The sequence below is a fragment of the Nostoc sp. XA010 genome (assembly GCF_020829625.1).
Classification (GTDB): domain Bacteria; phylum Cyanobacteriota; class Cyanobacteriia; order Cyanobacteriales; family Nostocaceae; genus Nostoc.
This window is the reverse complement of record NZ_JAIVFX010000001.1, coordinates 502,409-519,210: the sequence shown is the minus strand read 5'-3', so window position 1 is coordinate 519,210 and position 16,802 is coordinate 502,409. Positions and strand designations below refer to the sequence as shown.

General features: G+C 41.9%; 17 protein-coding genes. 7 read left to right on the top strand and 10 right to left on the bottom strand.

Annotated features, from left to right (window positions below; translation table 11 throughout):
- Positions 1-193 precede the first annotated feature (193 nt).
- Entirely contained in the window at positions 194-2,083 is a 1,890-nt protein-coding gene (gene glmS / locus LC608_RS02330; RefSeq protein ID WP_229551972.1) for a glutamine--fructose-6-phosphate transaminase (isomerizing), read from the bottom strand.
- 373 nt (positions 2,084-2,456) lie between these two features.
- Positions 2,457-2,702, bottom strand: coding sequence for a photosystem I iron-sulfur center protein PsaC (psaC, locus tag LC608_RS02325; RefSeq protein WP_012411495.1), 246 nt, complete (start codon positions 2,700-2,702; stop codon positions 2,457-2,459).
- A gap of 572 nt (positions 2,703-3,274) precedes the next feature.
- On the opposite strand from psaC, the gene LC608_RS02320 reads away from it, so the two are divergent.
- On the top strand, positions 3,275-3,793 hold the full coding sequence (locus LC608_RS02320; protein ID WP_229551971.1) for a GNAT family N-acetyltransferase: 519 nt from the start codon (positions 3,275-3,277) through the stop codon (positions 3,791-3,793).
- A gap of 234 nt (positions 3,794-4,027) precedes the next feature.
- Here the strand turns inward: LC608_RS02320 and LC608_RS02315 are convergent, their stop codons facing one another.
- A complete protein-coding gene (locus LC608_RS02315; protein WP_229551970.1) occupies positions 4,028-4,264 on the bottom strand; it encodes a hypothetical protein in 237 nt (78 codons plus the stop codon).
- Between the two features lie 209 nt (positions 4,265-4,473).
- Here LC608_RS02315 and LC608_RS02310 point away from each other — a divergent pair, with 209 nt between their 5' ends.
- A complete protein-coding gene (locus LC608_RS02310) occupies positions 4,474-4,842 on the top strand; it encodes a Dethiobiotin synthetase (RefSeq protein ID WP_229551969.1) in 369 nt (122 codons plus the stop codon).
- Between the two features lie 116 nt (positions 4,843-4,958).
- Here the strand turns inward: LC608_RS02310 and LC608_RS02305 are convergent, their stop codons facing one another.
- Both LC608_RS02305 and LC608_RS02300 read right to left on the bottom strand, forming a co-directional pair.
- Positions 4,959-5,570, bottom strand: a complete 612-nt coding sequence (locus tag LC608_RS02305; protein ID WP_229552082.1) for a hypothetical protein — start codon at positions 5,568-5,570, stop codon at positions 4,959-4,961.
- A gap of 599 nt (positions 5,571-6,169) precedes the next feature.
- The gene (locus LC608_RS02300; protein ID WP_229551968.1) at positions 6,170-7,678 is read right to left on the bottom strand and encodes an ABC transporter permease subunit; all 1,509 of its coding nucleotides are present in this window, start codon (positions 7,676-7,678) and stop codon (positions 6,170-6,172) included.
- Between the two features lie 102 nt (positions 7,679-7,780).
- Here LC608_RS02300 and LC608_RS02295 point away from each other — a divergent pair, with 102 nt between their 5' ends.
- On the top strand, positions 7,781-8,536 hold the full coding sequence (locus tag LC608_RS02295) for an amino acid ABC transporter ATP-binding protein (RefSeq protein ID WP_229551967.1): 756 nt from the start codon (positions 7,781-7,783) through the stop codon (positions 8,534-8,536).
- Between the two features lie 92 nt (positions 8,537-8,628).
- Here LC608_RS02295 and LC608_RS02290 read toward each other — a convergent pair whose 3' ends face one another.
- Together LC608_RS02290 and lipB are read right to left on the bottom strand one after the other, a co-directional pair.
- The gene (locus LC608_RS02290) at positions 8,629-8,829 is read right to left on the bottom strand and encodes a hypothetical protein (protein ID WP_229551966.1); all 201 of its coding nucleotides are present in this window, start codon (positions 8,827-8,829) and stop codon (positions 8,629-8,631) included.
- Positions 8,830-9,109: 280 nt separating this feature from the next.
- A complete protein-coding gene (gene lipB, locus LC608_RS02285) occupies positions 9,110-9,790 on the bottom strand; it encodes a lipoyl(octanoyl) transferase LipB (RefSeq protein WP_267870929.1) in 681 nt (226 codons plus the stop codon).
- A gap of 633 nt (positions 9,791-10,423) precedes the next feature.
- Between lipB and hpf the strand changes: the two genes are divergently transcribed.
- Positions 10,424-11,071 (top strand): ribosome hibernation-promoting factor, HPF/YfiA family, encoded by a 648-nt coding sequence (gene hpf, locus LC608_RS02280; protein ID WP_229551965.1) that lies wholly within the window; start codon positions 10,424-10,426, stop codon positions 11,069-11,071.
- A gap of 103 nt (positions 11,072-11,174) precedes the next feature.
- Here the strand turns inward: hpf and LC608_RS02275 are convergent, their stop codons facing one another.
- Positions 11,175-11,633, bottom strand: coding sequence for a peroxiredoxin (locus LC608_RS02275; RefSeq protein WP_229551964.1), 459 nt, complete (start codon positions 11,631-11,633; stop codon positions 11,175-11,177).
- Positions 11,634-11,754: 121 nt separating this feature from the next.
- On the opposite strand from LC608_RS02275, the gene LC608_RS02270 reads away from it, so the two are divergent.
- From LC608_RS02270 to LC608_RS02260, 3 genes are all read left to right on the top strand, one after another.
- A complete protein-coding gene (locus tag LC608_RS02270) occupies positions 11,755-11,946 on the top strand; it encodes a hypothetical protein (protein WP_229551963.1) in 192 nt (63 codons plus the stop codon).
- Between the two features lie 27 nt (positions 11,947-11,973).
- On the top strand, positions 11,974-13,101 hold the full coding sequence (locus tag LC608_RS02265; RefSeq protein WP_229551962.1) for an acyltransferase family protein: 1,128 nt from the start codon (positions 11,974-11,976) through the stop codon (positions 13,099-13,101).
- A gap of 499 nt (positions 13,102-13,600) precedes the next feature.
- Positions 13,601-14,308 (top strand): CAP domain-containing protein, encoded by a 708-nt coding sequence (locus LC608_RS02260; protein ID WP_229551961.1) that lies wholly within the window; start codon positions 13,601-13,603, stop codon positions 14,306-14,308.
- Between the two features lie 141 nt (positions 14,309-14,449).
- Here the strand turns inward: LC608_RS02260 and LC608_RS02255 are convergent, their stop codons facing one another.
- Complete coding sequence (locus tag LC608_RS02255) at positions 14,450-15,832, bottom strand: carotenoid oxygenase family protein (RefSeq protein WP_229551960.1); 1,383 nt, start codon at positions 15,830-15,832, stop codon at positions 14,450-14,452.
- A gap of 199 nt (positions 15,833-16,031) precedes the next feature.
- A complete protein-coding gene (locus LC608_RS02250; RefSeq protein WP_229551959.1) occupies positions 16,032-16,598 on the bottom strand; it encodes a PadR family transcriptional regulator in 567 nt (188 codons plus the stop codon).
- Between the last annotated feature and the right edge of the window lie 204 nt (positions 16,599-16,802).

The following is a 16,802-nucleotide window of genomic DNA, read 5'->3' as shown; positions in this document are numbered from 1 at the left end:
AGTACGATCGCTCACATTGGGATTTGATTGAAAATAAACACGTAGCTTATTGCAACTGTAGAGTATTGTATTGGTATCATAAAAATTCCTGTAGATGCTTGCATATTCACCTACAGGATAAGTTGTATAATTATCTTATGGGTTATACAACTTTTTTATTGTTGTACAATTATTTGTCCACACTATCAATAGACTATTCTACCGTTACAGACTTAGCCAAATTTCTTGGTTGATCGACATCCAAACCGCGACGGGCGGCAATATGATAAGCCAATAATTGCAAAGGAACTACTGTCAAAATCGGAGAAAGTAATTCTTCCACATGAGAGATGGGAAGAAGATCGTTAAAAATTTCCGCAGCTTCGCCGTCGTTAACGGGAGTCACGCCAATTAAGCGAGAATCTCTGGCTTTGGCTTCTTGGGCATTAGAAATAACTTTTTCGTAAACACTACCAGGTATTGCGATCGCAACTACTGGTACTTTCGCATCTAAAAGTGCGATCGGGCCATGTTTCATCTCTCCAGCCGGATACCCTTCTGCGTGAATATAGCTAATTTCTTTTAATTTCAATGCCCCTTCCAAAGCAATAGGAAAGTTAATTCCCCTTCCCAGAAAAATGAAATCTTGGGTTTCGGCGAATTCGTGGGCTAGCTGTTCGGTTAAACGTTCCTGGTTTTCCAAAGTTGCTTCAATTTCTTTAGGAATCTGCCGCAACCCATTAATAATTTTCTCTAAAATATCTTTTGAAACTGTCTGGCGACGAGCTGCTAAATCCAATGCCAATGCATAAAATGCCATCAGTTGGGCAGTGAAAGTTTTTGTTGCTGCTACTCCAATTTCAATTCCCGCTAGGGTACTGATAACATGCGGTACTAGATGACCAAGGCTACTTTCGGGGCGATTCGTAATGCCCAATAGTCGCGCTTGATATTTGGGTTCTTTCCCCTGGCGACGTTCTTTTTCCATCCCTAAAGCTGCTAGGGTATCGGCGGTTTCACCTGATTGGGTAACACCGATGATCAACGTGTTAGATGTCAATGGTGATGGTGCATAACGATACTCAGAAGCATAATGTACCTGAGTTGAAATTCCTGCTAGTTGTTCGAGTAAATATTTTCCGATTAATGCTGCGTGCCAACTTGTACCACAGGCGACGATCTGAATTTGTTCTAAATCAGTGTATAAATCCGCAGGTAAACCAAGATTGATTGGCGATTCGGTAGATTCGGCTGGATTAAAGTAAGCGTCTAAACTAGCTCTTACTACCCCTGGTTGCTCATGGATTTCTTTAAGCATGAAGTGTTTGAACCCCTGCTTTTCTACCATTGCAGGATTGAAGTTGAGCAGCCGGGGTTGTTTTTTCAACCTGTCGCCAGCAAAATTGTAAATCTCAACGCCCAAAGGAGTAAGACGGGCAATTTCACCATTTTCCAGAGGTAGCACCGCACGCGTGTAGGCAACGATCGCTGGCGTGTCAGACGCACAAAAGAACTCCCCTTGCCCAAAACCAATTACCAAAGGTGCTTGCTGGCGAACAACAATCAATTCATCGGGGTAGTCAGCAGAAATAACTGCGATCGCAAATGCCCCTTGCAAGTGGTTAACTGCTTGGCGAATTGCTTCTAGGAAGGGAGATGAGGAAGATGAGGGAGATGAAGGGGGCAGATTCTTTAAAAATTCGGCTATAAGATGGGGAATTACTTCTGTATCGGTTTCAGAAAGAAACTTGTGCCCTTTTCCTTTGAGTTCCTCGCGTAAGTCGCGGTAATTTTCGATAATGCCATTTTGCACTACCGCCACTCGCTTTGCCGTATCCATGTGGGGATGGGCATTGTACTCTTCTGGTTTACCATGAGTTGCCCAGCGAGTGTGACCAATACCAATCTGGGCAGGAGCTTCTATTTGTTCCAGTTTAGAACGCAGGTTATGCAATTTGCCCTTTGCCCGCACACAATTAACCTCACCTTCCCAAACAGTAGCGATTCCAGCAGAATCGTAACCCCTATACTCTAGTTTTTCCAGCCCAGCCAGTAAAATGTCTGTCGCCGCTTGAGTGCCTATATATCCAACGATTCCGCACATTGTTCACACCGCTTCTTTTTCAGGATGATTAGATCCAGTATAGTTGGTAGCACAAAGTAGACTTTTTGCAAATAAAAAAGGGAGTAAATTACTCCCTCTGCCACTAGGTATTTTTAAAGATGCTTGCTATTAAGAAACTTTAAAGTTTTGAACACTGAGTTCTGAGTTATGAGTTCCGTTAGCGTAGCCCGTGCTGAGTGAAGAATCAAGAAATTGTTTTTTTGATTTACTTCTTTTGCCTCTGGACTCAAGACTCAGAACTCAGGGAGAACTCTGAGCAAAGCAAAGGCTTGCGCCTCAACCCTTCTAGAAGAACGGTTGGGCAGTAGACCCGCATTGCGATCAGAAGTTCGGTGACTTAGCACTGAGCTTTTTAGTAAGCCAGACCCATACTGCGAGTTGTTTCAGCGCCCAGGTAAACCCGGATGCTCAAAAAGTCGGTGGGACAAGCGGTTTCGCAGCGCTTACAGCCAACGCAGTCTTCTGTACGGGGTGAAGAGGCAATTTGAGCAGCTTTACAGCCATCCCAAGGAACCATCTCTAGTACATCAGTAGGGCAAGCGCGGACGCATTGGGTGCAACCAATGCAGGTATCGTAGATTTTTACGGTATGAGACATTGAAAAAACCGCTCCTTTCGAGGTGTTCTTCTCTGCGAAAGAATCATAATCAACGCATAGTTTACCGCAGTGATTGATAGGCCGTAATCAAAAGGCTACATAACTTCAAACAATGTAATGAGCACCCTTAATAAGTGGTTTTGCGAGATCGTCTCTATTGCTTATTAATTAGCAACACTATAAAAGCGTATTTACCCCATTGACATACCATAATGAGGTTGAATCGTAAAGATAAATGAAATAAAAGTCAATCTAAAAGGCTAGTACCACAAGGTGGAAGTTAAAATCCAAAAATAAAAAGTCAAAAGGACTATGGAATAAGCTTTATAGGGATTTTAAATGGTTGCTCTATTTCCGTTGTGGTGTACTAGATATAGAAATTATCTATGGTATTTATTGATTAGCAACTATGGCAATCCTAAATCAGTTGTGAAAAGTACTATATCTATGGAGTTTTTTCAAGTCAAAAATTTGACATCCTTGACATATAGCTTTTGGCTCCAGAGGTTCATATTGAAGATGAGTTAGTCAAAGGTGTTTGGTATGGCTTGTTAATGTAGGGTTAGATCAAAATGAAAATCTACTCTCAACGGCTCTGTTTAGAACCACTAGAACCGGATCATGCCGAACTGCTTTTTGATGGATTACAAAGTGCTAGGATATATGACTTTATCGAAGATGTGCCGCCACAAAGCGTTGTATCGCTTCGCGATCGCTACATGGTGTTGGCGCGTCGTCAATCACCAGATGGAACAGAGATTTGGTTCAATTGGGCTGTCTGGTCTTTTGTAGAGAAATGCTACATTGGATATGTTCAAGCAACAATTACTGTAAACAAGAGTGCAATCATTGCGTATGTGTTTTTTCCTAATTCATGGGGAAAAGGTTATGCACGCGAAGCGGTGACATGTATGATTAATTATTTAGTTGAGACATACCAAAATCTGGATTTTTGTGCTTACGTTGATCTCCAAAATCATCGTTCTATTGCTTTATTGCATAATCTGGGATTTGTACGCTCGATTGTTTCTCAAAATGTTGAGTCTAACCAAGATGAATTTAAATACGAAGTACAATACCGAAAATGCTAATATAGTGGTTCTCAATTGCATGGAACACAGCAATGCTTATTGGTGTTAACTTCAGCTAAAATTCCTTTAAAACTTCATTTCCAGCTTCTGGCTTCTGCCGCGAGTCTTGAGGCGGCAGCCCTCCCATCAAGCATTCCCAGTTAGAGACTAGGAACGAGAGAAACGAGAGAATCCATAAAAACTGTATATTTAACTTTTTAAATCTGACAAACTCATAATTTTTACTTTTCTACATTAGAGAATTTCTGAAATTGCAAACTCATCAGTTATAGCAGCAATTTCTACTGGGATCTTTGCCTCATTAACTATCACTCCCAGTTGTTCTTCTGGATGTTTGGCATCAGGGAATTTATCTTTTGTATACTCACTTTCTCGGATTTGTCGAGCAATACTTTCTAGCAGCCAAAGTTGTTCTTCCACAGACAAAGCACGGACGGAGCGCTCAATTTCTAGTAAATTTGGTGATATCATTTTGCTTCTGATTCTAAGCGGTACGTATTTTTCAAAGATATTATATTCAGTGTATCTGCTTAAGCGAGAGCATCGCAAATCCCCCATCATTTTCCCCAAGTTTATCTTTTCACAAATCATAAGAGATTGCTATAAATAACCAAAAGCCAGTTTGATGACTTTTTAATTAGGTATTCCTGCTGAAGCAGAATGTACGCTAAACTGGCTAAATGAATTACGAAACAGCTCGGAAACTCCTCATAGATCAGACAATCACAACCGAGGAAAACCCAGATGCGCTGTTGACGCGTATGAAACAGGGAAAACCGCCGGTACCCGGTCAGATCACCTCGATTTTGTTGGCATTGAAAGTGGTGTTTGAAGCCCTCAAAGATGCAACGAGCCTAGACCGAGAGCTGGCTTTGACCCTTTTTCAGTTAAGCATTAAGGCGCAACAGCTGTTTGCCGCAGGGCGTAAAGCCGGGGTTGATTGGCCGCCACTACTAAAGGAAGATTTACTACGAATTTCCTTAGCATCTGAAAGTATCTTTTCGGGTACATGGCAAACTCTTGCTCCTATAGGGTTGGGGAAGTTGTAGAATACCAATTCAGTCATCTTTAAACGAGAAGGGATGAGGGGGATGAGGGAGCAGGGGAGAAATCAATTAAAAATTAAAAATTAAAAATTGAAGAACTTCTTTCTGCCCGATGCCCATTATCGAATTTGCAGTTCCCTTTCTAACTTGCCTAGATCAGTTTTGAGCAAAATCGTCATTTGACCAGTAAAAGCTTTGCCAGTCTTGGGTTGGGCAATTTCCACCCAGTATACATAGCGATCGCCTACTCGTAATTCTCCCTTTAAAGCTTCCCGAATTGGAGTTTTGGCAAGACGCGCCGAGTTAACTACCTTTTCGTTGGGATACTCGTACACGACTTGGGCGCGATCGTAATCTTGATAAATCTCTAAGCCATAAATCACCCGCAAAGATTCCTGGAGACGCGTAAATGTCATGCCGTTAATGGCATCATACATGGCAATGCGCTCACTCCGAATTGTGCTACGGTCTTTGGAAAATTCCACCCTACCGGGAGGCAATACTGACGCTTGAAAAGTGAATCGTTGAGCAGCTGTATCAGTCTTTTGCACAAATAATCGCTCCCCACTCCTGGGACGGAGTGTGGGATGTGCTTTAATCCAAGTGCCTACTTCCTCTGTACTTTGCCCTGGTAAAGCATTGGCTTGAGAATCGAAAAGGGTTCCCACACACAGCCAGGGCACTAGAGAAAAAGGCAAAATCAAACAGTTAAGCAGAGATTTTTTGAGCATTTTGCTGTTGAGGACTTTCATGGAAATTTCCCCATTAGAGAGTAACCATAGTCTTCCCGTTTTTCAGCAAGATTATTTCAAGCGTCAACCCAACTTAATACATCAGGGATGTTATTTATCACAGCTCTATCATAGAAAAAGCAAAAAAATGGAATCGTTATGAATATCACGTTCAGCCCAGAACAAGAACAAATAATCTAAATCTTACTAATTTAACAGTAATGAAATAACGAACCGCATACTCCTGCAAAGAAGCAAGCTACGCGTTAGCGTCTCGTTAGAGAAGGACGCAAAGGAAAGAGGTTTGTACAGGGTTTTTGTACTACTCCTGTATCTTTTGGCAAAATTGGGATGCTCTCAAAGGCGAGAAGCAATTGATGGTGAAACTTTTGTGAATCAGCTTTTAACACAATTGAAGCAAGCAAAAGAGCTTAAAAATAAATCGGTATATTATCTCGCTCCCTGCTTCTGCTGATTTACAAGCGATCGCAGATTATTTCGCAGTAGAAAATATTCAGCATGGGAACGAGTAAAGCCTCATGAGTTTAGGTTTTTACGACTATGTGAAATAGATAAATTATAAGATTACTCAAAGATTATTAAGCATCGTGCTTCCTGTGCCGTTTCACCGGATTCATCCACACTTCTAAACGACTAAATGCTTGTGAAGAAAGTAACGTCAAACATAAATAAACCAACGCCACAGCCGCGTAAATTTCAAAAGCGCGATAGTTATCGGCGACAATTAATTGTCCTTTGCGAAACAATTCTTCAAAACCAATAACTGCAACTAAGCTTGTATCTTTCAACAAACTAATAAATTCATTACCTAAAGGTGGAATCATCCGTCGAAAAGCCTGGGGAAAAATTATATAACTCATTGTTTGTACAGAACTCAAACCTAATGACTGTGCAGCTTCTGCTTGTCCTGGTTCAATTGATTGAATCCCCGCACGAACAACTTCGGCAATGTATGCGGCGCTATTTAAACTTAAAGCAATTACCCCAGCAGTTAGGCGATCAAAACTAAATGTCAAACCAAGTTCTTGCAAAATTGCAGGTAATCCAAAGTAAATCATAAAAATTTGCACCAACAAAGGCGTTCCCCGGAAAAAATCTACATACGCCCTCGCCAGCCAACGCACAGGTGCAAGATGAGAAAGGCGGACAATACCAATCAGGGAACCACCAATTAAACCAAACACTACAGAAAGTATCGCCAATTGCAACGTTACCAACGCACCTTGTAATAAAGTTGGAAAAGCTTGCAAAATCACCCCAAATAAGGTATGTGTTTTAGGCGAATTAGTATTATTTTGCTCCTCAAATAGTGATTTAGCTGGTAGTGATGGCGGTTCAACTTTAAACCATTTCTGATAAATTTGAGAATAAGTGCCATTTTTCAGCACCCTATCCAAGCCATCATTTATCAATGCCAAATTCGGCGAGTTTTTAGGTGTAGCAATTCCATAAAACTCCTCCGTCAGCAATTTTTGTACTATTTTAATTCCCTGAAGATTGCCCGTATTAATGGCATATACAGTCATAGATGCATCATTAATTACTGCATCCACATTGCCATTGAGCAATTCTTGCAAGGCTATGGGCGCAGAATCAAAACTGCGAATTTGCGCCCCAGGAATACTTTTAGCCTTTACAGCCCCAGTTGTACCAATTTGTACAGCAATTTTTTTATTTTTGAGACTGTCAAAACCAGTAATATCTTGATTGTCTGTACGAATTACGATCGCTAACCCAGACTTAAAATAAGGACGGGAAAAAGAAATAGTCTTCGCCCTCTCCTCTGTAATCGTGATGGAACTAATCGCCGCATCTACCGTTTTGGCTCCTAAAGCTGAGATCATGCCATCAAAAGGCAGACTTTTAAAATTAAATTTAAAGTTAGCAGCAACTGCAATCGCATTCATCACCTCAATAGAAAAACCTTGCAACTCACCACTTTGTTTTTGAAACTCAAAAGGTGGATACGTCGGATCTGTAGCAATTTGCAGAGTTTTACCCGCGCTAGAGTTTACAGCACAGCCAGCCAGTAACAAACAGCTAAAACAAACAACTATACACCAGCGCACAAAACCAAATTTAACCATATTATTTTCTCTCGCCCTCTGCGCTCTCTGCGCCTCTGCGGTAGCCGCTCCGCATCTACCTTAAAACCTTACAATCAACTGTAGAGCAGTTTGACATAAGTAATGAACAATACCATCCCCGCCATTATTTTTGACAATATCGAAAAAAACTTTGGTTCCCTAAAAGTCCTCAAAGGAATCACAGGCGAAATCAACCGGGGAGAAGTCGTTGCAGTTATCGGTTCCTCTGGCTGTGGTAAAAGTACCCTACTACGCTGCTTCAACCGCCTAGAAACCATTGACAAAGGGCGTTTAATAATCAACGGAATTAACTTATCCCGGCCCACTCTCAACTATAGCCAACTACGGCAACTACGAACACAAGTAGGTATGGTGTTTCAACAGTTCAACCTGTTTCCCCATCTCAGCGTCTTAGAAAATATGACACTCGCACCGTGTAAAGTCTTGGGTAAAACACCGAAAGAAAGCGCCCAATTAGCGAGGTTATATCTTGAAAAAGTTGGCTTATCTGATAAAGCCTCTGCTTATCCCGAACAACTTTCTGGCGGACAAAAGCAACGAGTAGCGATCGCTCGTAGTTTATGCATGAATCCCCAAATCATGTTATTTGATGAACCCACCAGCGCCTTAGATCCTGAACTAGTCGGCGAAGTTTTGCAAGTGATGCAACAATTGGCATCAGAAGGGATGACAATGGTAGTTGTCACCCATGAAATGCAATTTGCAAAAGAAGTTGCCCATCAGGTGATATTTTTGGACAACGGTATTGTCACAGAACAAGGCCCAGCCTATGAACTGCTGACCAATCCCCAAAGCGATCGCCTACGTCTTTTCCTCAGTCGCCTCAACGTTAGATAGTTAGGAGTGAGGAGTTGTCAATTAAAGGTTTTTTCATAACTCATAACTCATAACTCATAACTCATAACTCATAACTCATAATTCCCCACTATTCAAAGATACTCACGCAAGAACTCAAAGGGATCATCTTCCCAAGAAGGTTCAGGTATCAGCCAAAACAAACTTCTGTGAATATCGGCTTCAATTTCATCAACGTCATCTCTATCAAATAGTTCTATCAAAGCTGTCCAATCACGTTCTCTCAAAGACGTTAAACATGGGGGATATACCTGGAGATTATTTGAGTAATTCACGCGCAAAGTTGTGCTTGAGTGCCGTAAAAATTTAGTATAGAAATTTGTAAATAATCAGATTTTAGCTTTGATAACCTTAATTAGATAGTTATTTTCATACTATTAAATATGGGCTACCCTCATCAGTGTCTCACAATTTAAATAGGACTGCTATAGTATTTTAGGACTTACGCACAGTTACGGAATAACGAACCACAGAGGCGCAGAGGACACAGAGAAATCAGAGTTTGAGAGATATTTTGCGTAAGTCCTATATTTATTACATAATTACAAGCTTAATTTACTCAGACCCGAAAAATCCTTGAGGCTGCGACTCGACTAATTCCACACCAAAGACTTCAGCAAAGGACTGTGCTATGTAAAAACGCACTTCTTCGCAGGTGATACCTGGAATCCATTCGGCTAAACTGCCTACAGGTTTATCAGAAATACCGCAGGGTACAATGCGCTCAAAGCCTGTCATGTCTGGACAAACATTTAATGCAAAGCCGTGCATGGTAATCCAACGGCTGACTTTAATACCAATAGCCGCAACTTTTCGCCCTTGTAACCAAACGCCAGTAAAAGCCGGAATTCTTTCTCCCTGCAACCCATAAACTGCCAATATACGAATAATGACTTCTTCGAGTTCGCGTAAATACCAATGGAGGTCTTTACGATAACGTTGCAGATTTAAAATTGGATACCCCACCAATTGACCGGGACAATGATAAGTAACCTCGCCGCCCCGTTCAACTCGATGCATATCATATTGACCTTTGTCAATATCAAATTTGATAAAATCTGAGTTGCTTCCTTGTCCCAGAGTGTAGACGGGTGGATGTTCTAGCAAAATTAACACGTCGTCTAGACTGGGATTATGGATACGCTCAGTCAGGAGCGATCGCTGCCATCTATGAGCTTCTAAGTAAGGCATTAATCCCTGATTATATAGCAAACAACGGTTTTTGTGGGTTTCCATACTATGGATTATGCCAAAAATCAACTGCATTAAGCGCTAAATATATTTCAACTTACAGGATTGGAGTCACAGAATGTCAAGATTTGCAAAGGATTTTAAAGGAAAGTCAAGGGAAGATGCATTAGAAAATACAAAGTGCTAGCTTGAATATACAACCTCAATAATAGGTTTTTAGGAGGAATTCTCTGCAATAAGCATCATGCCAAGACGATAAAGACGAATGTACTGGCTGATGACTCTCATAACATTAGTTTGCATTTCAAACAGAATCAAATTTCCACAAAGACTTGTATTATTAAACAACAGCAAGCAAACTTCAACCGAACACAGAAGGAGCAACTATCAACAGTTCTGTAAGCGTTGTTTTAACACAGAAGACAGTTACAGGAGCTACTGCTAAATTTTCCTCACCAAAGAATTCTAGGTGGATATCCAATTGGATATCAGCGCAGAGATGATGAGGAAAATCAAGGGTATAATGAGCAAAAGCCTCGATGCAGTAAGTTTAGAAAAGCTTACCAGCAGTACATAGAAAGAGTTCACAATTTGTTTTGGCGGGAGTAATAAACCTTACCGCAATTTCTTTTCATACAAAGCAAATTCACACATTAAATATTCAGTGGGAGAGTTTACATGAAGCTTGTCATCCACGGCAAAAATATTGAAATCACCGATGCGATTCGGGAATATGTACATCAAAAGATTGAAAAAGCAGTTAGTCACTTTCAGAGCCTTACAAATGAAGTAGATGTGCATCTTAGCGTAGCCCGTAATCCTCGAATTAATACAAGACAAGCGGCTGAAGTAACTATTTATGCTAATGGTAGCGTTATCCGTGCCGAGGAAAGCAGCGAAAGCCTATATGCCAGCATTGACTTAGTTGCAGATAAAATTGCCCGTCAACTGCGGAAATACAAAGAACGGCGTCAAGACCATAAAACTCAGCCCCCACCAGAAGAAGTAGTTGTTGTAGAATCGGTAGTCACAGATTTAATTGGCGATCGCACCCCCGAATTACCCAACGAAGTCGTTCGCACCAAATATTTTTCCATGCCGCCGATGACCCTTGCAGAAGCCCTAGAACAACTACAACTCGTAGGGCATGACTTTTATATGTTCCGCAATTCTGAAACTGGAGAGATTAATGTAATTTACGAACGCAACCACGGCGGTTATGGTGTTATCCAGCCCCGTAATGCTAACGGCCATACTAACGGCAAGAATGGTAAAGCAACCCACGCCAATATTGTCATGCCGGAAAAATCGCATTCGAGTAAGTAGGGAGATAAGGGAGATGAGGGAGATGAGGGAGAAATAACTCCTAACTCCTCACTCCTAACTCCTCACTCCTAACTCCTCACTCCTAACTCCTCACTCCTAACTCCTACTTAGCTGCAATCTGTTGCAAAGTTTTCAGTGCTTCCTCAACATGACCTTTAAAGTTAAACATTGAATCAAAGACGTATTGCACAACTCCTTGTTGGTCAATGACGTAAGTAACGCGACCAGGGAATAAGCCAAACGCTGCTGTTGCGCCATATAGCTTCCGCACTTGGTCGCCTTTGTCAGTTAACAGCGTAAAAGGTAGATTGTATTTCGCAGCAAATTTTTGATGAGATTCGGTAGAGTCAGCACTCACGCCGACAACTTCAGCGCCAGCGCTTTTAAACACTTCATACTGATCGCGAAAGGCGCAGGATTCAGCCGTACATCCGGGTGTGTCATCCTTGGGGTAAAAATATAGGACAACATTTTTGCCGCGAAAATTTTGGAGGCTAATTGTTGAGCCGTTTTGAGCAGGTAGAGTGAAATTAGGAGCAGTATCTCCAACTTTGATTGGCATAGCGAGTTGTGGTAATTACTTAACAAAATTTTACCTTGTATCTAAGTTTATAAATTTTGCTTGATTACTTGTATCAAGCGGGGTAGCTTAGTACAGCTTTGGGTAAAACGTAGCGTTTTTAATGCAAAAGGACGCATTGGCATTGTCAGTCGATACGTTGGCATTGTCAGCCGATACGTTGGCATTGTCAGTCGATGCATTAGCATTGTCAGCCGATGCGTTGGCATTGTCAGTCGATACGTTGGCATTGTCAGTCGATGCATTGGCATTGTCAAATTTAATTCGCTACGAATTAATGAAATGCTGTACTTAGATACTCATCTAACATAAAATTCCACTTATGCGCCTGACTTCACTGGATGTTTTTCGCGGCATTACCATCGCTGCGATGATTCTCGTCAATATGGCGGGAGTCACAGATGATGTATATCCTCCCTTAGCCCATGCCCATTGGCACGGTTGCACACCAACTGACCTGGTATTCCCTTTCTTTCTGTTTATTGTCGGTGTAGCGATGACTTTCTCGCTGTCAAAGTACACCGAAGAGAACAAACCAACCTCAGCTATTTACTGGCGCATCTTACGCCGCGCCGCCATTCTCTTTGCCTTGGGATTGCTACTAAATGGCTTTTGGAATCAAGGTATTTGGACTTTTGACTTGGGTAGTATCCGTATTATGGGAGTGTTGCAACGCATCAGCATTACCTATCTGCTGGCTTCCTTAATAGTTCTCAACCTTCCGCGCAAAGGTCAATGGATACTGGCAGTTGTGTTACTTATCGGCTACTGGTTAACGATGATGTACGTACCAGTCCCAGAATATGGCGCGGGAGTTTTGACGCGGGAAGGTAATTTTGGCGCTTTTGTTGACCGTTTGATTATTCCCAAAGCACATCTATATAAAGGTGATAGTTTCAACTTTATGGGAGATCCAGAGGGACTGTTCAGTACTATTCCTGCGATAGTAAGCGTCCTCGCTGGCTATTTCACTGGTCAATGGATACGCAGCCAACCTGTACAGTCACGCACAAGTATCGGGTTAGCATTATTTGGAGTTGGTTGTTTAATTATCGGTTGGGCGTGGGGGTGGACATTTCCCATTAACAAAAAGCTGTGGACAAGTTCTTATGTAGTTTTCACCAGTGGTTGGGCGTTACTTTTGCTAGCCGCTTGTTATGAAATCATTGAAGTCCGGGTGATACGTCGCTGGAGTAAACCTTTTGAAATTATGGGCTTAAATGCGATCGCACTTTTCGTTCCATCCGTTTTATTGATTAAAATCTTAGTGAAAACCACTATCGGCACAGGTAAAGACGCTCCCAGTACCTACAATTGGATTTACCAGAATTTTTTCGCATCTTGGGCAGGAGTTTTAAATGGTTCCCTGTTATTTGCCCTAGTCACCGTGTTGTTGTGGTGGGCTGTTGGTGTTCTGATGTATCGCCAACGCTGGTTTTTAAAAGTGTAATCAGAAAGTCAATTGCGAGTGAAACGATGCGAGCGCAAGGTTTTTTAAGTTTGCTACCATACTCTGTGGGAATGCTGAGAACGAGCGATCGCAACAACACTTATTTGAGCGGATACGATATAAACTCTGCGTTTTTTTCTCAAACGCAAATATGCAAAGTTTTTATTTGCGTTATATTTAGTATTATGTAACGTTCTTAATTATTATATTTAAAATCAAGCGTAATAAAGTAAAAATATTTTTTTGTGCTTTACGTTTTTGTGTTAGCTAGGTTACAACAAGTATTAAGTAATCCTTTTTTAACACTCAAGGAACAAAGACGTTCGCAGCGTTATCTATACTCTTGCTCAACTCATTTCCCTTCTTCTTAGGGGAATGATCGAAGTTCTGATGTCTGACAATTGTGAATAAAGAAGCGTCTACAAACTTCTGTGTGTTGAAAATTATTATTTCTTCTAATTCACTAAATTAATCCATAGAAAAAATTGTGAGGTAATGAATGCATCGCATTAAATTCTGGGTACTTTTGCCGATTACCCTGATATTCGGTTGCTCAAATCAACTGTTGCAATCTAACCCATCTGTGGCAAACTCTAACCCAGTAGTAGTTAAACCTAGCGCTCCAACTTTATTAGCAAAGGCGAGTTATCTTTCACCGCTAGAACAACAGGTAATTGTTGAAACAAATAAGGTACGAACAAATCCTAAGTCATATCTCCCGATTTTGGAAAACTATAAAAAGCGCTTTGAGGGGAACCGAGTCAAAATTTCTAATAATACCTATTTGCGAACTCAAGAAGGAGTCAAACCAGTTGATGAGGCGATCGCATTTTTGAAATCAGCACGTCCTGTGGGGGCGTTGAGTGCATCAAAGGGTATGTCTTTAGGAGCAAAAGACCATGTTAAAGACCAAGGACCAAAAGGTGCTCTAGGTCATAATGGTAGCGATGGTAGCAACCCCTTTACTCGCATCAACCGCTATGGTAAATGGCAAACAACCGCAGGCGAAAATATCAGTTATGGCCCAAATACCGCCCAAGATATTGTCATGCAGTTAATTATTGATGATGGTGTGCCCGATCGCGGTCATCGAACAAACATTTTTAACGGCGCTTTTAAAGTGTCTGGTGTTGCTTATGGAACTCACAAATTATATAGAACAATTTGTGTAATTGACTATGCAGGGGGGTATAGGGAAAAAAGGTAAACGTGAGTTCCACTAACCTCTCCCTGCTTTAAACTAAAGTTTAAATCTGTCCCTCTCCGACTCGGAGAGGGACAGATTTTGCGTAGCAGAACCAGGGAGAGGTCTTTTTATAATAATTGCTGACTGTAGCGAAATGATCGACTATTCCCCTGCAACCCAAGTACCATGAAATCCATAAGGCACTCGTTGAGGAATTATCACCCGCGCTACAGGTTCAGCAGTTACATCTTGGGCATTCACAACTACTAATTCTGAAGTATTTGAACCCTCATCGTGGACGAAAGTCATAAGCCAACCATCATCCTCAGCCGTTGCACCAGGACGCGGCGCAAACACAGCTTCACCGCTATAGCGCTCCTTTCCGAATTCGTGGGTTTGGGATTGTCCATTGCTGAAGTCGTACTTAATAATACCTTCAAATAAAGGTAGGGGATTATTTGCCGCTTTGTTAGTGTAGCCATATCGGTTTGGTCGCCCCAATAGGTTTTCGTTGACGCGGGGAAATTCAGAAGCTACATCATCTAACATTTCTTCGCGTACTGTCCCTGTGTTGAGGTTAAATCGCCAGCGATGCAAGCGCGGGATATTTGCATCTGGGTCGGGTTGCGAATCACTAGAAATCAACACAGTAGTAGAATTCATGCGACAGGCAATAAGCACTACTTCGTCTCCCTCTTCGTAAGCGTTGAGCGTATGGAAGACGTAGCAAGCAGGACTCTCAAACCATCGGATATTACTGTTGTTACCGTGACGCGGTAAAATGCCAAAACGACTGGGGCGATCGCGCTCAAACATCATAACGGGTTCTCCCCGTTGCGCTCTTTCTGGGTTAAAAGTCAACGGCAAATCCATGAATATCGTGTAGTTTTCTGTGATGGCAAAATCGTGCATCATCACTCCCATTGGCAGATGAATTGGCACTGTCCGCAACAGTTCGCCTTGTGCTGAAACCACACTATATTGGACGTATGGTGGCACAAACAGAGAGTAGCCAAAGAAGATCATTTCGCCTGTAACCGGGTCTACCTTGGGATGGGCTGTGAAGGCAGAAACCAGCTTGCCATTGTAGTTATACTCGCCAATAGTATCTAATTCAGGAAGCTTAATGGCGTGAGGTTTACCTCCCTCATTCAGTGCCAACATCTGGCCAGCGTGCCACACTAAGGCAGTATTGGCAGTATTTTTGTAACCACCGTGGCGGTTATCCATCTGGCGTGGTTCTAATAACCCACTCCAGAGAGCCTTACCCGCAACTCGTTCTTTTTTCCATCCGGCTGTCTGGACGTAACGGTTGCGATAAGTGGCTACGCCGTTGCTAATTTGTACACCATGCAACATCCCATCCCCATCAAACCAATGATATTCACCGATGGGTTTCCATTGAGGGTTAGGGCCATTTCGGATAAACATCCCCGATAAGTCAAGGGGTAATTCACCGATAACTGGCAACTTGTCAGTGGTGATTTCTTCACTGACTGGAGCAAAATTGCGATCGAGATAAGGATTGACTGCTATTGTTACCATTGCCTTGATTTATCAGAGTTACAGAAAAACGAGCTAGAGCCAACGGCTTCCTCTTTTTGAGATGCTAGCGCAAAGCTTCTGGTGAAAACGCCCTATAGTATAATTTTGAGCCTGTGGACGTATCTAAACAGAAGAGAGCCAATCATCCGAAAGAAGCCGATTGAAACAGGAATCCCCCTCGCTTTAGTGCTAGGGTATATCAAAGAATCTGATAATTTGATGCATAAATCTTTTGGTGACTAATAACATTGAGCGCTATCTTCAACCAATCAATATAAGTCTGTTCTCTTCGGATCACTAACTCTAACACAAGCCTTTGCATTACTTGCTCACGGTTGGCAGACTCATCACCAAGTGATGGCAAATCAATGATTTCACATTCAGCAAGCTTTTTCCTTCGAGCCGCTAATTGTTCTTCCAGTAGGTAAATGATAGTGTCATTCGGCAACTGATCTGCAAAATGCAACTGGACTAGCATTGGTTCTCGTACAGTCGGCAAAGGCTGATGAGTCCCAAGCCATCGGGCAAATTCGGCTTTCCCTGGCTCCGTTACGCTGTAGACTTTGCGGTTGGGGCGATCGCGCTGAATCTCAATTGTACAGGTAATCCAGCCTTGCTCAACTAGCTTATCGAGAGTTCTGTAAATTTGTGCTTGGTCTGCTGGCCACAAATGGGCAATGCATTGATCAAAGCAGCTCGTTTTGAGGTCATAGCCCGTCATTTCCTGCTGCTGAAGAAGACCTAGAATTACGTATGCTAGCGACATTAAGACAGTTTTCCCATAATTGATATTTTCTCGATAGGTTCTACACTATGTACTTCTTATAAGTTTATGCTAATATATGAGTAATCAAATATAAGATACAACAGTTATAAAAAGATATGTTAATTGTCATGCGTGTTAACAAGGAAACCGAATACATAAACTGAAGTTGGGCAGATGGCTAATGGTGCTGTTTGCACAAGACAG